A 17,715-nucleotide genomic window follows, 5' to 3' on the forward strand; every position below is an offset into this window, starting at 1 on the left:
ATGGAGGTGGAGAGATGCGGTTTTTGATGTTGGACATCTTTGTGCTCTCATGTGATTTGCGCAGCCCTCGGTTGGACGCAGGAATTGCCGGTCGACCTCTGTTCACTAAACGGGCTGCATAAAAACAGGGGACTTTTGTGATCGATAGATGGTCTGTGCCATCGTCCGTGGAATAGCGGACAGCGAAGGCATCGTTAGCCCTCATCCATTCCCCGGCTTCCCCGACCTCGCCTTATATAGTATAGTCCCCCATATCATATGAAGCCGAGGATCGCCGCCGCCATGTCCCACACCATCCGCGACAAGGAAAAGCTGATCGCGCGGGTCCGCCGCCTCAGGGGCCAGATCGAGGGGATCGAGCGCGCACTCGAGGCCGAGAAGCCCTGCGGCGAGATCCTGCGCCAGCTGGCCTCGGCCCGCGGCGCGATGAGCGGGCTGACGGCGGAGGTGATGGAGGACCATCTGCGCGAGCACGTGCTTCACGCCGAGACCGAGGCCGAGCGCCGGCAGGGCGGCGAGGAACTGATCGACGTCATCCGAACCTACATGAAATAGCCGCGCGGCGGCGGGAGCAACGGCCATGTCCGCAATCGACATCTCCGCCCATACCCACAGGCACGACTTCCTGGGGCAGCACCACCGGCGCAATGAGCGCCGGGTCTGGCTGGTCATCGTCCTGACGGCCGCGATGATGGTGGCCGAGATCGCCGCCGGCACGCTCTACGGCTCGATGGCGCTGGTGGCCGATGGCTGGCACATGTCCACCCATGCCGGGGCGATGCTGATCACCGCGCTGGCCTATCTCTATGCCCGCCGCCATGTCGGCGACACGCGCTTCAGCTTCGGCACCGGCAAGCTGGGCGATCTCGGCGGCTTCGCCAGCGCCGTCGTGCTGGCCCTGATCGCGCTGCTGATCGGCTGGGAGAGCCTGCTGCGGCTGGCCAACCCGGTCGAGATCCGCTTCGGACAGGCCATCGGTGTCGCGGTGGTCGGGCTGGTGGTCAACCTTGCCTGTGCCTGGCTGCTCCGGGACGACCATTCCCACCACCACGGGCATGGGCATCATCACCACGATCATGACCACCATGGCCATGCGCGGGACAACAACCTGCGCGCCGCCTATCTGCATGTGCTGGCGGATGCGCTGACCTCGATCCTGGCCATCGTGGCGCTGCTGGCCGGGCGCAGCTATGGCTGGCTCTGGGCCGATCCGCTGATGGGCGTCGTGGGCGCGCTGGTGATCGCGCGCTGGTCCTGGGGGCTGATCCGCGATTCCGGCGCCGTGCTGCTGGACCGGGTGCCGGAAGACGAGGACCTGCCTGGCGAAATCCGCGCGGCGATCGAGACCGAGACCGACCGCATTACCGACCTGCACGTCTGGCAGGTCGGGCCGGGCCATCACGCCGCCATCGTCTCGCTGGTGTCGAGCGATCCGCAGGCGCCCTCGCATTACAAGTCGCGCCTCGCGCGGATCCACGCGCTTTCCCACGTCACCGTCGAGGTCGAGCGGGTGAGCGCCGCCTGAGATGATGCCATGGTGGGTCGGCCGCGGATTCCGGAACCCGTTGCGACCATTCGCCGGGCTGTGCGAAGCTGGCCCATCCTCCAGCCCTTGCCCCGGCGGACCCATGACCGAGATCGCACCGCAACCCCGGATCAAGCTGTCGAAGCTGCGCGATATCGGCTGGACGCTCTGGGATCCCATCGGCTTGCTGGACCCGGAAAGCCGGCCGGGCAGATGGGACGACGAGGCCAACCTGTCCTTTGCGGACGAATACGACAGCTATCTGATCTCGGCAGCCTCGCAACTGCGCCGGGGAACGCCGCGCGACGATGTCGTCGCGTTCCTGGTCGAGATCGAGACCGAGCATATGGGGATGGGCGACAACCCATCCGCCCGGCCAAGGGCGGAAGCGGTCGTGGATGCGATCCTCGCCGACGACCGCATCTGGACATGGCCGGACGCGCAGGGGCGGTTCGGTTATCCGGGCTGACCGGGGACGGCGAGAAAGCCGTGTTGGCGCAGGATCAGCCTGCAATCCGCGCCTTGCAATGCCTCGAAGAAACGGTGTGCCGGCTTGGGGCCGTCGCATCGCACGCAGGCGCAGATCTCGGTCAGGGGCGCCAGTTCCAGCGGCAGCGGCAGGACCCGTGTTCCGGGAAGGGCCTGCGCGATCCGGTCGGCCGTGGTCGCATAGACGATCAGCATGTCGGCCTGGCCCTCGATCAAGGCCGCGAGCGCCGGGCTGCGGAGCGGCTCATGCGGGTCCGGCAGCACGGCGCCGTAAAGGCTGACGCAACGCGGGCCGAGATCCTGCCAGCGTCGGGGATCTTCGGTCTTGAGCCTCTCCAGGAAGGCTGCGGCATAGTCGCCGCCGGGATCCGCACGGGGCGTTGACATGCCGATGCGCCAGCGCGGATCGGTCAGCAGGGCCAGAGGATCCTCGGCGGACGCGTACAGCCCCGGACGAACCACCAGCACCATGCGGTTCCGGGCGATGGTGCAGGGCGGGTTGAAAAGGCCCTCGCGATGCAGCGCCTCCGGCCCATCAGGGCTGGCCGAGACGAAGACATCGACCGGCAGGCCCTCCCGGATCGCCGCCGTCAACAGGCCGGCGGGACCATGGCGGATGTCGACGGCATCTCCGGTACGGGCGGTAAAGGCGCGGGCGAAGTCCGTCAGCGCCGCGGCCAGGCTGCCCGCCACGGCGAAAGTGATTTGCGGCATTCCCATCCTGTCCTGCGTCACGCGATATGCTTAACTAGATATATCGAATCGCCTGTGCATGACAGGCCGGAGGGACATCGATGACATGTTTTGATAGCCGAATGACATCGCGGCCTGCGCTTGCCCTGGGCCTGTCGCTCGCGCTTATCTCGCCCGCGCTTGCCGACCGCACCGTCACGGACCAGATCGGGCGCGAGGTGACCATTCCCGACACCGTCGAGCGTGCCGTCGTCCTGCAGCACCAGACGTTGAACATCGCCGTGCAGCTTGATGCGCAGGGCCAGGTCGCCGGCGTGCTGGACGAATGGAAAAAGCAGCTCGGTCCCGGTTTCGCGCGGCTGGCGCCGGGGATCGAGGATCTCGGCACGCCCGGCGGCCTGACCAGCGTGAACATCGAGGAATTGCTGGCGCTGAAGCCCGATATCGTCTTCGTCACCAATTACGCCCCGGCCGAGATGCGCGAGCAGATCGAATCCGTCGGCCTGCCCGTGGTGGCGATCTCGCTTCTTGACGTGCCGCCCGAGGAGGCGGTCAAGCAAAGCCCCGTGGTTAGCGGCGACGAGGCCGCGGCCTATGACACCGGCTTCCGCGAAGGCGTGCGGCTGATCGCCGAAGTATTCGGCAAGGCCGAGGCCGGCGAGGACCTGATCGCGGCGGCGACCGAGTCGCGGGCGCTGGTGGCCGAACGGCTGGCCGACGTGGCCGAGGGCGATCGCGTCCGCGCCTATATGGCGAACCCGGACCTGACCACCTATGGCACCGGCAAATATACCGGGCTGATGATGGCCTATGCCGGGGCAAAGAACGTCGCGGCGGACTCGATCCAGGGCTACAAGCAGGTGACGATGGAAGAGATCCTGGGCTGGAACCCGCAGGTCATCTTCGTCCAGGACCGCTATCCGCAGGTGGTGGACGAGATCAAGTCCGGCGCGGCCTGGCAGCCCATCGACGCGGTCACGGCAGGTCGGGTCTGGCTGATGCCGGAATATGCCAAGGCCTGGGGCTATCCGATGCCCGAGGCCATGGCCCTGGGCGAGCTGTGGATGGCCAAGACGCTTTATCCCGAACGCTTCGAGGACATCGACATGGAAGCCCATGCCGACGGCTATTACCGCCGCTTCTACCGCGTGCCCTATCAGCCGTGACCGCCGCGCTGTCCGTCGCCGCCGCACGACGCGAGACCCGGATCCTGTGGGCGCTGGCGGCGGTGCTGGTCGCCACAGCCATCGCTTCACTCGGTGTCGGCCGCATCGACATTCCGCCGGGGCGCGTGCTGCGGATCCTGCTTTCGCCCTGGCTCGCGCCGGCCGAGCCGGTCACGCCGCTGGAATGGAGCGTGATCGTCGTGGTCCGCCTGCCGCGTGTCACCATGGCCGTGCTGGCCGGGGCGGGGCTGGCGCTGGCGGGGGCCTCGCTGCAAGGGCTGTTCCGCAATCCGCTGGTCGGCCCGCAGGTGGTGGGCGTCTCGTCGGGCGCGGCCTTCGGCGGGACGCTGGCGATCCTGCTGGGCTGGCAGCATCTGGGGCTGGTGGGCGCGGCCTTCGCCTTCGGGTTGTCGGCGCTGGCGCTGGTCTGGCTTTTTGCCTCGGTCGTGTCGCGCAGCAATATCCTCGTTCTGGTGCTGGCGGGGGTCGTGGTCTCGGGCTTCTTCGGGGCGCTGGTCAGCCTGGTGCAGTTCACCGCCGACAGCCAGGACAAGCTGCCGGTGATCGTGTTCTGGCTGCTGGGCAGCTTTGCCACCGCCGATGCGGGCAAGGCGGCGCTGCTGGCGGGGCCGGTCCTGCCCTGCGCGGCGGGGCTTCTGGCGCTGCGCTGGCGGATCAACATCCTGTCGATGGGCGACGAGGATGCCCGTGCCTTGGGGCTGCCGGTCACGGGGCTGCGCTGGCTGCTGCTGGCGCTGACGGCGATGATCGTCTCGGCGCAGGTCGCGGTGTCCGGCATGGTCGGCTGGGTCGGGCTGGTGGTGCCGCATCTGGCGCGAATGCTGGTCGGTGCCGATCACCGGGTGCTGCTGCCGGCCTCGGCGCTGCTTGGCGGATCGTTCCTGCTGCTGGTGGACGATGCCGCGCGCAGCATGAGCGCCTCGGAAATACCCCTCGGCATCCTGACCGCGCTGATCGGCACGCCGATGTTCGCGGTCCTGCTGTGGCGGACGCGGGAAAGGCGGATGGATGGCTGAGCCGCTGATCCGCGCCGAAGGCGCCGCGCATTCCTGGGACGGCACCCGCTGGCAGTTCCGCGACCTGGATTTTGCGGTCGCGGCGGGTCAGGTTGCGGCCGTGCTGGGCGCCAATGGCTGCGGCAAGTCCACGCTGCTGCGGGTCGCTACCGGGCTGCGCGCCCCGACCCGGGGACGGATCACCGTGGCCGGCACCGCGGCGCTGGTGCCGCAGGATTTCGCCCGCGCCTTCCCCTATCGCGTGATCGACATGGTGCTGATGGGCCGCGCGCGCCATATCGGATTGCTGCGCATGCCGGGCAGCCGCGACCGCGAGATTGCGCTGGAGGCACTGGCGGTGATCGGCCTTGCCGACAAGGCGGCCGAGCGTTTCGACGCCTTGTCGGGCGGCCAGCGTCAGATGGTGCTGATCGCGCGTGCCATCGCGGCCGAACCTGCGGCGCTGTTTCTGGACGAGCCCGCCTCGGCGCTGGACCTTGGCAACCAGGACCGGGTGCTGCGCCTCGTGCGCAGGCTGGCCGACCGCGGGCTGGCGGTGGTCATGACCACGCATCAGCCCAACCACGCGCTGGCCGTTGCTGACACGGCGCTGCTGATGCTGCCGGAGGGCGCGGTCTTTGGACCCTGCCATGAGGCTTTGACCGAGACCCGGATCGAGATGCTTTACGGTTTGCCGGTGAAGATCCTGGATGTGCAGGCGGAGGAGCGCGGGTTCCGCTCCATCGTGCCGCTCTACGGCGCATAGGAAAGAGACGCTTGCTGGTAATGAGTTAAGGCAGCGGCGTAGCGCAGATTGCTTTTTACTCGGGTAAGAGCCGCCGCTCTCGCCACTGGCCTACATTGCTTCGTCCTTGAGCCGTTACGGGGGTTTTCGGCCTGTCGCCCACTCTGGGCTGGGGCTGCGCCGATACCAGTCGGCGGAGGCGGATAATCGCGAGCGGGCGACCGCGATGTCCGGTCAACATTCTACGCGGCGGCGAGTTTTCTGCTCATGCGGACCATTGCCGGATCCCAGATCAAATCCGGGGAATGCGGCTGATGCAAACGAAGGGCCGACGTGGCGCTGGTCGCCGTCGCCAGGAAACTGGCTGTCGCCGCACCGCCTCAATCGCGGCTGATCACCTCCCGTTGCTTCACGCACTGGTAGCCCCCGCGCCGGATGTCGTCGCGCGAACTCCTTCCCCCGCTCAAAGAGGATGTCGATCCGGTCGCCCGAGAGGAGGTCGCTCTCCGCGGTATTCGGCTTGCGCTCCACGTCCAGGCTCGGTGTCCTGCAGGTGCTGCCCTTGGTCTTGCCCATCGGTGTCCGCGGCCGGCACAATGATCGTAAAGCCCCCCTTGCGGACATGCCTGCCGGCGGAGGCCATATTGCTTGGCCGAGGAAGGCACCTTGGAAAAACCAGCCCATTCCACCCGTTGGGAGGACCATGCCTGCGCTGTGGGATGAGACCGCGTGAGCAGTGAAGGCAGGGGGCCATCACTGCCTCGTCCAGCAGCGTGGCGGCGAAGAGCTGACAGTTCGTGTTCTGGGGCAATATTTCCAGGACTGCCGCCAGTGTGTTCGGCTTCCCCTGTCCTATGCTACAGCAAATGAAATCTCCGGCTTGCCATGATCGAGCCCGCGCCTGACCCGAGCCTCGACCTTGAACACGTCTCGCAACAGGTCTTCGGTCAATACCGCTTCGGGACGGCCCGAAGCCACGATGCGGCCCGCCTCCAGCACCACGATCCGGTCGCAAAACAGCGACGCGAGATTGAGATCGTGCAAGGCGACGATGCTGGTGATTTTCAGATCGCGCACCAGCCGCAGGATTTCGATCTGATGGTGAATATCCAGGTGGTTGGTCGGCTCATCGAGGAACATGATCGACGGTTCCTGCGCCAGGGCGCGTCCGATATGCGCGCGCTGGCGCTCGCCGCCCGACAGGGTTTGCCACCTCTGGCCGCGCCGCGTGAACATGTCGACCTGCTCGAGTGCTCGCCGCACCGCATCCCCATCCAGAGGCGTCCAGGCTCCCAGCGCCGAGCGGTGCGGCGTTCGTCCCAGGCGCACCACGTCCTCGACCGCAACATTCGTATCGGTCGAGGCGCTTTGCTGCACGAAGGCCACGATACGCGCCAGTTCCTTGCGCCCATAGCCGGCAATCGGCTTGCCATTGATTGCGACCGTGCCGCGTGCCGGACGGCGCAACCCTGCCAGCAGCCGCAGAAGCGACGATTTTCCCGACCCGTTCGGCCCGATCAGCCCCAGCGTTTCATTCGGCTCAACCACCAGCGACACGTCGTCCACGATGACGCGCCGCTTGACGCCCCAGACCAGATTCTCGGCACGAACGCTCATTTCTGCGGCCTCGCGCGGTAAAGCAGAATGGCAAAGAACGGGACGCCGATCAGAGCGGTGACGACGCCGATGGGCACGGTCTGCTGCGGCACCACGACACGCGAGAAGATATCAGCGAGCACCATGAAGATTGCCCCGACAACAGCCGAGGCGGGCAGCAGCCGCATATGTATCGGGCCGACGATGAACCGCGCCGCATGGGGCACGACCAGCCCGACGAAGCCGACCGCGCCCACGATGCTGACGATCGTCGCGGTCATCATTGCCGTGACCGCGAACAGGACCAGCCGGATCCGTGTCACAGGAATGCCGAGCGAGGCTGCATCCTCATCCCCGAAGGTAAAGGCATCAAGGGCGCGCGCGGTCCAGATGCAGATCGCCAGACCGGCCAGCACCACCACGAGCAAGAGGTGAAAATCCGGCCAGCGCGCGCCGCCGAAGCTGCCCAGAAGCCAGAACATGACATCGCGCGCCTGCTGGGCGTTCCCCGAGGTCGACACGATATAAGATGTCAGCGCATTGAAGAGCTGCGAGGCCGCGACCCCGGCGAGAATGGTGTGATTGGGCCCGCTGGTTGCCCCGTTCGACAGAAGCGCAACAAAGGCGAAGGCCGCGAATGCCCCGGCGAAAGCCCCGAGCGAGAGTGAAATGGCTCCCGCGCCAATCCCCAGCACGATGACGCAGACCGCGCCGGTCGAGGCACCGGCCGACACGCCCAGAACGAAGGGCTCGGCCAGCGGATTGCGCAGGAGCGCCTGCAGGATCGCACCGCAGAGCGCCAGTCCCGCACCACAAAGCGCCGCAACCAGCGCACGGCTGAGGCGCAGGCTCCAGACCACGCTTTCCGCGATCCTGGGGAGTTCCGCATCGGTCAGGCCCAGCCCGTTGGTCACGGCCAGGCCGACGGTGCGCAGCGAAATCGTATAGTCGCCAATCGCTGCGGAAACCGCGATCGCCAGCAGCAGGACCGCTGGCGACAGAAGAAGGAAAAGAGCAAAACCTGCGGTCTCGCCCCGAAAGAGGCGGGTCATCATTCCTTGGCCGGGAGCAGTTTTTCAAGCTTGCGCCCAACCTCTTCCGCGCCATAGAGCGTCTGGATGCCCGGATTCATCGCCGCCCCACGCATTTCGATGATGCGGCCCTCGCGCACGGCGTCCAGTTGGCTGACCGTCGGGTCGTTTGTCAGGAAGTCACGCTTGTTCGCGGCCGTGTCCAGATCCCAACGGTTGCGATCGACCTGCGCGACGACAAAGACGGTCGGATCGGCAGCGATGATGCCCTCCCACCCGACGGTCGGCCATTCGGTTTCGGTCTCGATGGCGTTACGGCCCCCCAGAATGTCCGCGATATAGCCCGAGGGACCGTTGCCGCCGCCCAGATAGGCGTCGTCCGAAGGGGAGGGACTGGAGAACCAGAACAGGAATGTCAGGTCGTCGTTCCGACCGAAGGTTTCGCGAAGCGCCGCTTCACGGGCACGGAAATCTGCGATCAACGCTTGTCCACGATCTGCGACGTCGAAGATGCGCGAAAGCTCGTCGATCTCTTGATACATCAGCTCCATGTTCCAAAGGCTCTCGCGGCTGCCATAGGCGTCCCCGGTGTTCTGCAAGGTTGAGCAGGCACTTGGCGACAGATAGCTCGGGATCCCCAGGTCGTGGAAATCCGACCGCTTCGCCACCTTGCTGTCGTTGCCGAGCAGGGTCGGCAGTTGAGCCGCGACGAAATCCGGCTCGGTCGCGAGCACGCTTTCGAGCGTCGGAAACTCGACCGTCAGAAGCTCGACCTTTTCATTGGCCTCGGCGAGTTCCGGCAGCACCTTGTTCGGCCAGAAGGCGGTCGCCGCCATGCGGTCCTCAAGACCCAGCAGCAGCATGATCTCGGCGCTGTTCTGGCCAAGGGCGACAGCCTTTTGCGGGGCGCTTTCGAAGGTCAGGCTCTCACCGCAATTCTCGATCGTCAGGGGGTAGCTGGTCGGTGCCGCAACAGCCGCCGGAGCGGCGAAGATACAGGCGACGGCGGCGATATGGAGCGATCGGGTCGCTTGGGTCGAAGTCATGGAAGGGCGCTCTCGGGTTTGTCCAGCTTGCAGTGCCCTTCCCTATAACGGCTCCCCTTAACTGTCGATTGTTTTTGTCGGCTATTTGTCAGCGAGTGGCAGCATCGGCGACGTTCGACAAGCTGCGGCAGGTCCGGAAGGGCTGATGCCGCTGCGTATCACGCGGATGGTCGCGAGAGCCATGAAAGTTCAGCTGGCGCGGCGACGGCTACTCGCAGGTGATGCAGGATTCGCCATGATGCGGATGGCGCAAGATCCACATCGGGAATCGACGAGGAAACCCTGGAAATCTGCGCCGCCGAGTTCACCACCAGCGATGTCGGCGACGCACCAAGGTTGCCACCCTCGATTGCCAACCGCATCATGGTGGGCGAGGGCGGGTGCATCGTCGAACAGGGCAGCCACGATGAGCAGCTGGCACGAGAAGAAGGCAGGTATCGCAGGTTGGCTGCCGCGGTCGCTATCAGGCAGGGATCCTGCGACTCAGACGTTCTGGTGTCGGTCCCCAACGGTTTCTATTGCGAGCCGGAAGGCTGAGTGATCGACGCTGGTCGTGAGGGCGGTCCTTCCGGCTGAGTTTGCAACAGACGCGGCGGCAACCTCGCGAACTGTTCTGCGAGATTCCTCATTCTCCGGGGGCGAGCGCGGCAAAGTGCCGAGCGGGATCATCAGCCTCGAGCGGTATGGGCTGCGGTAGCAGATTGGTGAGGGCTGAGTTCGCCACCGAATTCAAGGGCCGGTCAGAACGCGTTCCATGGTCCCTGCAAGACCCTGCATAGCCGGCTCGTTCGCTATTCCCAGAGAGGCGTCTTGGCCCGGATCTCTAAGGAATTGGCGCAGCCGCGGGGCAGGCGGTCAGTGGACCGGGTGCGAGGTCCGGCCGCGGGTCATGCGCGGCGGCGCCTGTCAACACCCTTGCCCGCTCGGGCAAGAACGAACCGAAGCCTCGACAAGCCTTGCAATTCAAAACGGTCTTCGCGCAGAACTAGCGCGCCCGGCGCAGCATTGGATGCCACGAAAAGAGGGCAGCAAAAACAGCGGAGAATGCAGGTGAGGCAGGCATTGCCGACCGATGGCCAGGGACTGATCGCGCGCAAGGTGGGCTCCGGGTCGGTCGGCCCCGTGGATCTGTCCATCGGCCATGGCGCGTGTCTGTGCGTGGCCGGGCGGTCCGGGGCGGGCAAAAGCACGCTCCTGCGCATTCTGGCCGATCTCGTGCCGCACACCGGAGAGGTCTGGCTGGATGGCCAGGCGCAGAGTGATATGGCGGCGCCGCTCTGGCGACGAAGCGTCACCTATGTTGCCCCGGACAGCGCCTGGTGGGCGCCAAGGGTGCGAGATCATTTCCAGGGCGATGCCACGCATTTCTCGGACAGGTTGAGGCTGCCGCGCGATCTGTTGGATGCCGCCCCCGACCGGCTTTCCACGGGCGAACGGCAACGCCTTGCGTTGATCCGTGCGCTGCTGGGCAAGCCTGCGGTGCTGCTGCTCGACGAACCCAGCGCGGCGCTGGATTCCGATGCGGTTCTGCGTGTCGAGAACCTGCTGGGGGAGTTTCTGTCCGAGGGCGGTATCCTGGTTCTGGTCAGCCATGACGACGCGCAGATCCAGCGGATGGCGACCGATACCCTGGTGCTGGAAAGGGTTCCGGCATGAGCGTCCTGACTCTTGGCAGCGGTGAGATCGCGATCGCTGGCGGCCTCATATCCTGTTCGGCCGGCCTGTCATTGGCGCTGCACATGGGAATCGGACGCCGGCTTGCTTGGGCGGCGCTGCGCATGTCGCTGCAACTGCTTGCGGTGGGCTATCTGTTGCGCCTGCTGTTTCGGTCCGAAAACGGCCTGCTGGTCGGACTGGTCATGGTCGTCATGCTGGCCGCGGCTGCCCATGAGATCGGCGCGCGCCAGTCTGGGCCGCGGCGCTGGTCGGAATTCCTGCGCAACCTGCTGATTCTGTGCATATCGGCCGCCGGCGTGGCGCTGCTTGGGTTGACCGGCCTTTCAAGATCGGGCCCGGCCTTCGACGCGCAGCATGTGATACCGGTTTTCGGCATCATTCTCGGGACGGCGATGAACTCGGCCGCACTGACCCTGCATGCGCTCAAGAGCCAGATCGCCGGTGCCCGAAACCGGATCGAGGCGCAGCTTGCCCTGGGCCGGGACATGGGCGAGGCAACCCGCGATCTGTCGCGCAGCGCGATCGTCAGCGGCACGATACCGATCATCAACCAGATGGCGGGTGCCGGGATCATCACCTTGCCGGGCATCATGAGCGGTCAGGTCCTGGCGGGCCAGGATCCGACACAGGCGGCGATCTACCAGATCTTCCTCATGGCGCTGCTTGCCCTGGCTTCGGTCGTTTGCGTGGCACTGACGGGGTGGCTGTTCATCCGCAGCATCACCGATGATCGCCAGCGCCTGAGGCTTGATCGGCTCGGCAGCTGATCGCCATCGCTCAACCATCGGAGAGGATCACCTACGCTTTCAGCGTGTAGCGTTTACTTTCTTGCGCTTTCCAAGTAGTGATCACTACGAAAGCAGCAGGACAGTCTACCTCCCCGATGGTGCAAGCAAGGCGCAAACCGACCGGCAAGGCACGCGATCTGTTCAGCGACCGCTATGAGCGTCGCCGCGACCGGCTGTCTCCGGCGTTTCAGCGGGTGGCCGGCTATATCGATGCCAACCGGCTGGCGGTCCTGACCTCATCGGCCATCGAAATCGCGCGGGCGGTGGGCACATCTGATGCAACCGTTATCCGCACCGTGCAGGCGCTGGGGTTCGCGGGCTTGCAGGAACTGCGCCGGGAGCTTGCCGCCGGTCTTGGACAGCGGACCACCCCGGCAGACAATCTCAAGCGGACCCTCGACGGTGCGGAAGAGCAGATCGATGCCGCGGTTGAGGATCTGCTCGACGTCTATGCCGCGGGACTTGAAGTGCTCCGCTCGCCCGAATTTCGGGAAAACCTTATGAAGGCGCTGTCTGTGCTGCACGATGCACGACGGATATTCGTTTTCGGGATTGGCCCCACCGCACATATCGCCGCATATTTCGCCGCGAGACTCCGGCGTAAGGGAAGGCAGCAGCGGCTCATTAACCGAACGGGACCGGGGCTGGCGGATCAGCTGCTCGAACTCGAGTCCGGCGATGCGGTCGTCATGCTGGCCTACGGTTCTCTTTACAAGGAAGCCAACGTGACCCTTGCCGAAGCGAGGCGACTCCGCCTGCCGGTGGTCCTGATCAGCGATTCAGCGCAAAGTGAGCTTTCCAGCCGGGCCCGTGTTGTCCTTGCCGTTCCGAGGGGCAAGAACGAGAGGGTTGCCCTGCACGGTGTGACTGTCTTCTGTCTCGAAATGCTTCTGCTCGGACTCGCCTCCGGCGACTCGGGGAAAGCCCTTGCAGCGCTGGCGGATCTGGAGCGGCTGAGACAGATGCTGAGGTCGGGCCGCCAGGTTATGTCCACAGATAGCGAAAATGAGTAACATTTGCCGGAGCCGCAACCCGAACTGCTACACCGCTGGCACCACGGGACTCCGTCCGCAACCCGAGCTCTGTGTGAACGGATAATATTCTCAGGTGCTTGCCAGAGATTCTGCCGCCTATGGGTTCTCATCAACGCCAGATGAGTTGGGAGAGATACGGCTGGTCACGCAGCTTTACTGCTACATTTTTTCATGCTGCTGATGAAGTCAGGCAGCGGTCAGGGGTGCGTTTCTTGGGGGATTGGGCTGGCCTGTGGAGAAAACCGATACAAATATCAAGCTTATCCGCGAATAGCGAAAAAATATGGATACCCTACGACCTGCTGTGCAGGAAAAAAGCCGTGAATTGACAGATCCCCCGGATTTCTGGTTTCGAAGGTTTGGCAGGTTTTTCTCGCCATGCGCTTCTGGATGGCGTAAGGCGCTGATGGGAAAATACCCTCATTCCGATCCGGCGCGAGAAGTCAGGGCCAGGCTTGGCGGTTCCGAACCGGCGCGATTCCTGATTTGTGAATCCTTCGCCAAAGCTTGGGCGCCGGTGCGCCCCGAGGCTGAACTCCCCGATCATGTCTCTATTCAGCCGACAAGTGCCAGAAAGCGTTGGGATTGGATCATTGACGTGATCCTTGATCCGCCTGATACTCCCTTCCTGGCGGCCTCGATAGGGCTGTCGAGTGCTGATGCCGATTATTGGAGAATAACGACTTCAGCGGAACTTATTGTTTTCGGTGGTGCCGCTGCGCTTTTCGAAGGCGAGCATATCGTTCCAGTCGAACGCCAACGGTTTCTCGAGGCCATCGAATGGTTTTCCTCAACAGGCGTTACTGCCGGCGATGTATTGCGCAGCCGTGAGATAAAGCAACGATTTCAGATCGGATTAATTTCCGGAGCTCAGGCTCGGCTTGCCCTGGGGCAGCTAAAGGCCGATGCAGCATTGCTGCACGGCTTTCCTGGCTGTGCCAACAGGTTTCTTGCCCGGCTCGCTGCATATGCGGCGGAAACCCGGCACGCCGGCAGAATTGCCGCATGAGGGATTACATTCTCCGCGTTCCGGCCGACATGGACCTGTCGCAAAGGACCCCGCTGAAGAACGCAGTCGCGGCCCTATTCGGGGACAGGTATGAAGCGGGCCGCCCGCGCTATCTGTTCTCCCCCGATCCGCTGGTCATGGATGGTCCATGGGTCCGTGTGCGGGCCTGCATCGGCGCGGCTCCTGAAGTTGCGCGCGGGTTTGTTGCCGAAGCCGCCACGCCAATGCTCGATGCAGGGCGGAAGATCGAGGCGGCGGCATGGGTCGCCATGAAGGCCAGGGTTTTCCGCAAGGAATCCGATCTGAAGGACAGGGTGCTTGCAGGGCTTGCACGTTATCGCGACGTTTTTGCTCCCGCCGTCGATCTGGCCGATTATTCCGTTGATCCCGACATTGGGATCGCACGCATGGAGCGCGGGCGCGAGCGCTTTGGTCGGGCTTACGGGCGGATTTCCTTCTCGGGCACAATTACGAATGAACCGGTGCTGATGGCGCTCCTGACTGCCGGAATAGGTGCCGCCAAAGCCTATGGCTTCGGCCTGGTCAGCATCATGAACAGGGAAGACGATCTTGACTGATCTCTGGGATATCCGGCTGGTCGGCAGCCTGGAAACCTTGTCGCCCTTTTGCGTGATCCCTCCCAGCGCGGACGAGGTGACGAGGGCGGACGGCAGCAAATTTCGCCGGATCAGCCGCAGGACGATCTACCAGGACGGCTTGCGCGAAAGCAGGCCGGTTGTTCCGGGTTCGACCCTGCGTGGCCGGCTGCGTCGTTCGGCGGTCGAGGTGGTGCGGGGCATGACGGGCGACCGGGTGCCGCTTGCCCAGTGGCATCAGAATGCGATCGGCGGCATCAAGGGCAGCGAATCCGAGGCATCTTTCGACGTCCAGCTTCGAATAACCCTGCGTGAAAAGAACCCGGTTCTCGCGCTGTTTGGTGCAGGATCGCCCTGGATGATCAGCAGGGCCTCGATCAGCGACGCGATACCCGAGGGTCCGGTCGAGACGGACCTGATTGGTGGGGCTCGGTCCGATGACGGACGTCGCGACGGATCGTTTTTCGAAAAGCTGGATGCCGATGCGCTTGAACAATGGCACGCGATGGCCAACGCAAACTCCGCTCGGACCCGATACAAGAAGGCCATGCGGGAATTGAATGCGACCCTGCGCGCCGCCCGCAAGAACGGCAGTGCCGAGGAGGTGGCCAGGCTGGAGGCCGAGTTAGGCGAACTTGCCAAACGCGAGGAGACGGTAGGGTTGCTGAGCACAAATCCTGTATCCATGCCGCTTCAGCATGAGGCGATTCCGGCCGGCGTCAGGATGCAGCATAGGATTACACTCAGCGCCGTCACCGCTGCCGAGGCCGGCCTGTTCATTGCCGCGATGAATCACTGGATGAAAAGCAAACCGGCCTTGGGTCAGCATGAGAGCCTTGGCTATGGCCTGCTGCGCGGGGAATATGACGCCTACCTGTCTCCCGCCCGCTCTGACGATCCCTTTGCCATAGGGCAGGCGAATGCCGTCTCGCTTGGCACGATGATTGCCGAGCCAGTCTCCGGGCTTTCATGCGTGCCGGAACGGTTCGTCGAATTCATGTCCGCGTTCCGGGAAGCGTTCCAGCAAGGGGCGTTCGATTTCCGCCTGGCATCGGAAATTGGAACACAGGCGAAATAATGGTTCCGCCGGACAGGATAGGCTTTGGTTCTGACGGCCCGCTTGCGGACGCTCTGCGTGCGAGGGGGCTGGACCCGGCGCCGCGGCCCGCGCAATTGGCCTATGCCGGTCATCTTGCAGCCTGCCTCGACGCTCGGCGCCCGTCCTTCATCGATGCCGAAACCGGGGTGGGAAAGACGCTTGGCTATCTGGTGCCGGTGCTGGATCGTGCCCGGCGGGCCGCAGGCCCCCGGCCCATCGTCGTGATCTCGACCGCGAATGTCGCCCTGCAACGGCAGATCATCGAGACCGATCTGCCGATCGTAATCGAAGCCTTTGCCCGGATAACCGGAAAACAATTGCGCGCGGCGATGCGCGTAGGCAAGCAGCAGGTGATCGATCCGGGGGCGCTGGACGCCGCTGTCGAGGAACTGGGCACGGACCGCGACAGGCTCCTGGCAGACGATATGATCGACTGGTGCGAAATGGCGCTGGCGCGGGGCGAACTGCCAATGCGCCATGCGCTTCTGTCGGCCTTCTCGGATCGGATAACCGCCTCGCATCCCTGGCTTTCGGCGGAACTCATCGGCCTGAACACTGAAGGCACGGACCATGTGACCGGCGCGCTTTTCCAGACATTGCTGGAGGAATGCGCCGAGGCCGATTTCCTCGTTGTAAACCATCATCTTCTGGCACGGCATCTTATTCGCCCCTTCCTCTGGGCTGAAGATCGCCACGCCTATGTTGTCGTGGACGAGGCCGATCGCCTGCCGCGGATCGTCGAGGACATGACCCGCTCGGCAGTGCCGCTGCAACGGTTGCGCAGCCTTGCCAGCGGGCTTGCGTATGGAAGGCAAGCCTCGGCAATCGCCGAGACGATTGCCTGCTTCAGTGCGGTTCTTGAAAACCACCGGCTTCTGGCCAAGGGAAGCAACAGGGACGTCGTTCCCCTCACCAGCTTGACCGGCCCGGAGCGGGATCTGGTCCTGGGGGCGATCAAGGATCTTCGGGACCAGATCGCACATATGACGCGCGAATACCGCATCGAACATCCGCGTCCTCCGGCTGCGATGCGCGATGATATTGCTGCGCTCGATACCTATGGGATCGCACTGGAGCGGATTCTGAGGCAGGCCGAATATGGTGATCTGGCCAGGACCGTGATCTATCATTCTCCGGTCCGGCGCTATCCGGGCATTGCCAATATCTCGGACGGATCGGCACGGATCATCGCCAAGAGGCTTTGGAACCAACCGGCCTCACCGATTGAAGGCTTGCTTTTCACCTCGGCCACTCTTTCGACGCTGGCGCAGGGCGAGGGCACGGATGCGCGGCGCGCCATGGCGGGGTTCATTGCGACCTGCGGTTTCGAGGCCGAAAGGATCGACGCATCCTGCTGTGCCCTGATCGCGCCTCAGCAGTTCGGGACAATGCGCTTCGCGCGGCCTTCCCTTGATGCGCCCGCCGCCTTTACATCATTGGCGGCCGCTGATCCTGATGACGGGTGCGCGCAACTCGACGATGCCGCTCTGGCTTATTGGAAGGCAATGATCGACGCGGCAAGCCGTGAGGGTGGGCGTAGCCTTGTCCTTTTGCCCGCGATACGGGATGTCGTTGCCCTTTCGCAGCTCTTCGGCCCAGACGATCCGCGGCTCATGGCGCAACGCTCCGGCGTGCCCATGACCATGGCTGTCACAAAGTTCCTGTCGAGATCCGATTCGATATGGCTCTCCGCCTCGGCGTGGGAGGGGGTAAGCCTGCCTCATGCGATCGCGCATGTGATCATTCCGCGTTTCCCGATTCGTCCGCAAACCTTTGAGGACAGTGTCTTGCAACGGTATCTGGTGGATGTGACGGGTGGGGACAGGGTGGGAAGAGCGATGGTTTTCGGCAGGCAACTGGCCGAGGCGCGCAGGCGATTGCGGCAGGGAATCGGACGTGGCATCCGGGCGCATGATGATAGCGTCAAGATCTGGATCGGTGATCCGCGCTGGCCGCTCAATCAGGAAGAAGCCGATATGCTTTTTCTTGACCAGCCGAGGCCGTGGTCAGGTGCCATGCTGAATGCGGTGCCGGGGCGTTTCAGAAAGATCGCCAGTTCAGCGCCCCGCTTTGAGATGGGTCAGAACACGCATGATGCTTGAAACAGTTTCCAACAGGAGGAATAAAGGGGGCGCGCTCCGCCCTCGGCAGAGCGGAGTGACGCGCGACGTGGCGTGCAGGATGGTCTCTTAGCCCCGACCACGG

17 protein-coding genes and 2 pseudogenes are annotated in these 17,715 nt (G+C 64.2%); 15 read left to right on the plus strand and 4 right to left on the minus strand.

Annotation, left to right across the window (positions count from 1 at the left end; genetic code table 11):
* The first annotated feature begins 282 nt into the window (after positions 1 to 282).
* From E3U25_RS03590 to E3U25_RS03600, 3 genes are all read left to right on the plus strand, one after another.
* On the plus strand, positions 283 to 555 hold the full coding sequence (locus tag E3U25_RS03590) for a metal/formaldehyde-sensitive transcriptional repressor (protein ID WP_036755880.1): 273 nt from the start codon (positions 283 to 285) through the stop codon (positions 553 to 555).
* Between the two features lie 25 nt (positions 556 to 580).
* Positions 581 to 1,525, plus strand: coding sequence for a CDF family Co(II)/Ni(II) efflux transporter DmeF (dmeF, locus tag E3U25_RS03595; protein ID WP_116221174.1), 945 nt, complete (start codon positions 581 to 583; stop codon positions 1,523 to 1,525).
* Between the two features lie 103 nt (positions 1,526 to 1,628).
* On the plus strand, positions 1,629 to 1,994 hold the full coding sequence (locus E3U25_RS03600) for a hypothetical protein (protein WP_116221173.1): 366 nt from the start codon (positions 1,629 to 1,631) through the stop codon (positions 1,992 to 1,994).
* Here E3U25_RS03600 and E3U25_RS03605 read toward each other — a convergent pair.
* Positions 1,982 to 2,728 (minus strand): substrate-binding domain-containing protein, encoded by a 747-nt coding sequence (locus E3U25_RS03605; RefSeq protein ID WP_166435410.1) that lies wholly within the window; start codon positions 2,726 to 2,728, stop codon positions 1,982 to 1,984. The two genes, E3U25_RS03600 and E3U25_RS03605, sit on opposite strands and share 13 nt — an antisense overlap.
* Positions 2,729 to 2,829: 101 nt before the next feature.
* On the opposite strand from E3U25_RS03605, the gene E3U25_RS03610 reads away from it, so the two are divergent.
* The 4 genes and pseudogenes from E3U25_RS03610 to E3U25_RS25010 form a co-directional block, all read left to right on the plus strand.
* Positions 2,830 to 3,873: an ABC transporter substrate-binding protein gene (locus E3U25_RS03610; protein ID WP_166435409.1), complete on the plus strand. Its 1,044-nt coding sequence runs from the start codon at positions 2,830 to 2,832 to the stop codon at positions 3,871 to 3,873.
* Entirely contained in the window at positions 3,870 to 4,910 is a 1,041-nt protein-coding gene (locus tag E3U25_RS03615) for a FecCD family ABC transporter permease (protein ID WP_244294969.1), read from the plus strand. The genes E3U25_RS03610 and E3U25_RS03615 overlap by 4 nt, the downstream gene beginning before the upstream one ends.
* Complete coding sequence (locus E3U25_RS03620; protein WP_116221170.1) at positions 4,903 to 5,655, plus strand: ABC transporter ATP-binding protein; 753 nt, start codon at positions 4,903 to 4,905, stop codon at positions 5,653 to 5,655. The genes E3U25_RS03615 and E3U25_RS03620 overlap by 8 nt, the downstream gene beginning before the upstream one ends.
* A 127-nt stretch (positions 5,656 to 5,782) precedes the next feature.
* Positions 5,783 to 6,057: pseudogene (locus E3U25_RS25010) on the plus strand (hypothetical protein); the annotation flags it as partial.
* A 429-nt stretch (positions 6,058 to 6,486) separates the two neighbouring features.
* On the opposite strand, the gene E3U25_RS03630 reads toward E3U25_RS25010, so the two are convergent.
* From E3U25_RS03630 to E3U25_RS03640, 3 genes are read right to left on the minus strand one after another with little or no spacing between them, the layout of a single operon-like run.
* Complete coding sequence (locus E3U25_RS03630) at positions 6,487 to 7,251, minus strand: ABC transporter ATP-binding protein (RefSeq protein ID WP_116221169.1); 765 nt, start codon at positions 7,249 to 7,251, stop codon at positions 6,487 to 6,489.
* Positions 7,248 to 8,282: a FecCD family ABC transporter permease gene (locus E3U25_RS03635; protein WP_036755871.1), complete on the minus strand. Its 1,035-nt coding sequence runs from the start codon at positions 8,280 to 8,282 to the stop codon at positions 7,248 to 7,250. The genes E3U25_RS03630 and E3U25_RS03635 overlap by 4 nt, the downstream gene beginning before the upstream one ends.
* The gene (locus E3U25_RS03640) at positions 8,282 to 9,307 is read right to left on the minus strand and encodes an ABC transporter substrate-binding protein (protein ID WP_116221168.1); all 1,026 of its coding nucleotides are present in this window, start codon (positions 9,305 to 9,307) and stop codon (positions 8,282 to 8,284) included. Before E3U25_RS03640 ends, E3U25_RS03635 begins: the two co-directional genes overlap by 1 nt.
* A gap of 245 nt (positions 9,308 to 9,552) precedes the next feature.
* On the opposite strand from E3U25_RS03640, the pseudogene E3U25_RS03645 reads away from it, so the two are divergent.
* The 8 genes and pseudogenes from E3U25_RS03645 to E3U25_RS03680 form a co-directional block, all read left to right on the plus strand.
* Positions 9,553 to 9,650: pseudogene (locus E3U25_RS03645) on the plus strand (IS5/IS1182 family transposase); the annotation flags it as partial.
* A gap of 707 nt (positions 9,651 to 10,357) precedes the next feature.
* Positions 10,358 to 10,963, plus strand: coding sequence for an ABC transporter ATP-binding protein (locus tag E3U25_RS03650; RefSeq protein ID WP_208861524.1), 606 nt, complete (start codon positions 10,358 to 10,360; stop codon positions 10,961 to 10,963).
* A complete protein-coding gene (locus E3U25_RS03655; protein ID WP_036755798.1) occupies positions 10,960 to 11,751 on the plus strand; it encodes an ABC transporter permease in 792 nt (263 codons plus the stop codon). The genes E3U25_RS03650 and E3U25_RS03655 overlap by 4 nt, the downstream gene beginning before the upstream one ends.
* A gap of 116 nt (positions 11,752 to 11,867) precedes the next feature.
* A complete protein-coding gene (locus E3U25_RS03660) occupies positions 11,868 to 12,785 on the plus strand; it encodes a MurR/RpiR family transcriptional regulator (RefSeq protein ID WP_244294965.1) in 918 nt (305 codons plus the stop codon).
* Positions 12,786 to 13,089: 304 nt separating this feature from the next.
* Positions 13,090 to 13,815 carry a hypothetical protein gene (locus E3U25_RS03665; protein WP_147304473.1) on the plus strand — a complete coding sequence of 242 codons (726 nt, stop codon included), beginning with the start codon at positions 13,090 to 13,092 and terminating at the stop codon, positions 13,813 to 13,815.
* The gene (locus E3U25_RS03670; RefSeq protein ID WP_116221166.1) at positions 13,812 to 14,393 is read left to right on the plus strand and encodes a type I-E CRISPR-associated protein Cas6/Cse3/CasE; all 582 of its coding nucleotides are present in this window, start codon (positions 13,812 to 13,814) and stop codon (positions 14,391 to 14,393) included. Before E3U25_RS03665 ends, E3U25_RS03670 begins: the two co-directional genes overlap by 4 nt.
* Positions 14,386 to 15,489 (plus strand): hypothetical protein, encoded by a 1,104-nt coding sequence (locus tag E3U25_RS03675; protein WP_116221165.1) that lies wholly within the window; start codon positions 14,386 to 14,388, stop codon positions 15,487 to 15,489. Before E3U25_RS03670 ends, E3U25_RS03675 begins: the two co-directional genes overlap by 8 nt.
* Entirely contained in the window at positions 15,489 to 17,612 is a 2,124-nt protein-coding gene (locus tag E3U25_RS03680) for a helicase C-terminal domain-containing protein (RefSeq protein WP_116221164.1), read from the plus strand. Before E3U25_RS03675 ends, E3U25_RS03680 begins: the two co-directional genes overlap by 1 nt.
* The last annotated feature ends 103 nt before the right edge of the window (positions 17,613 to 17,715 follow it).

This window comes from Paracoccus versutus, from assembly GCF_029909795.1.
Lineage (GTDB): Bacteria > Pseudomonadota > Alphaproteobacteria > Rhodobacterales > Rhodobacteraceae > Paracoccus > Paracoccus versutus.

Bases quoted from the DNA above. Each gene is read 5' to 3' on its own strand.
- E3U25_RS03665 (WP_147304473.1), top strand. From the start codon at position 13,090: ATGGATACCCTACGACCTGCTGTGCAGGAAAAAAGCCGTGAATTGACA.
- E3U25_RS03640 (WP_116221168.1), bottom strand. From the start codon at position 9,307: ATGACTTCGACCCAAGCGACCCGATCGCTCCATATCGCCGCCGTCGCC.
- E3U25_RS03590 (WP_036755880.1), top strand. From the start codon at position 283: ATGTCCCACACCATCCGCGACAAGGAAAAGCTGATCGCGCGGGTCCGC.
- E3U25_RS03660 (WP_244294965.1), top strand. From the start codon at position 11,868: ATGGTGCAAGCAAGGCGCAAACCGACCGGCAAGGCACGCGATCTGTTC.
- E3U25_RS03600 (WP_116221173.1), top strand. From the start codon at position 1,629: ATGACCGAGATCGCACCGCAACCCCGGATCAAGCTGTCGAAGCTGCGC.
- E3U25_RS03670 (WP_116221166.1), top strand. From the start codon at position 13,812: ATGAGGGATTACATTCTCCGCGTTCCGGCCGACATGGACCTGTCGCAA.
- E3U25_RS03635 (WP_036755871.1), bottom strand. From the start codon at position 8,282: ATGACCCGCCTCTTTCGGGGCGAGACCGCAGGTTTTGCTCTTTTCCTT.
- E3U25_RS03620 (WP_116221170.1), top strand. From the start codon at position 4,903: ATGGCTGAGCCGCTGATCCGCGCCGAAGGCGCCGCGCATTCCTGGGAC.
- dmeF (WP_116221174.1), top strand. From the start codon at position 581: ATGTCCGCAATCGACATCTCCGCCCATACCCACAGGCACGACTTCCTG.
- E3U25_RS03680 (WP_116221164.1), top strand. From the start codon at position 15,489: ATGGTTCCGCCGGACAGGATAGGCTTTGGTTCTGACGGCCCGCTTGCG.
- E3U25_RS03655 (WP_036755798.1), top strand. From the start codon at position 10,960: ATGAGCGTCCTGACTCTTGGCAGCGGTGAGATCGCGATCGCTGGCGGC.
- E3U25_RS03610 (WP_166435409.1), top strand. From the start codon at position 2,830: ATGACATCGCGGCCTGCGCTTGCCCTGGGCCTGTCGCTCGCGCTTATC.
- E3U25_RS03630 (WP_116221169.1), bottom strand. From the start codon at position 7,251: ATGAGCGTTCGTGCCGAGAATCTGGTCTGGGGCGTCAAGCGGCGCGTC.
- E3U25_RS03605 (WP_166435410.1), bottom strand. From the start codon at position 2,728: ATGCCGCAAATCACTTTCGCCGTGGCGGGCAGCCTGGCCGCGGCGCTG.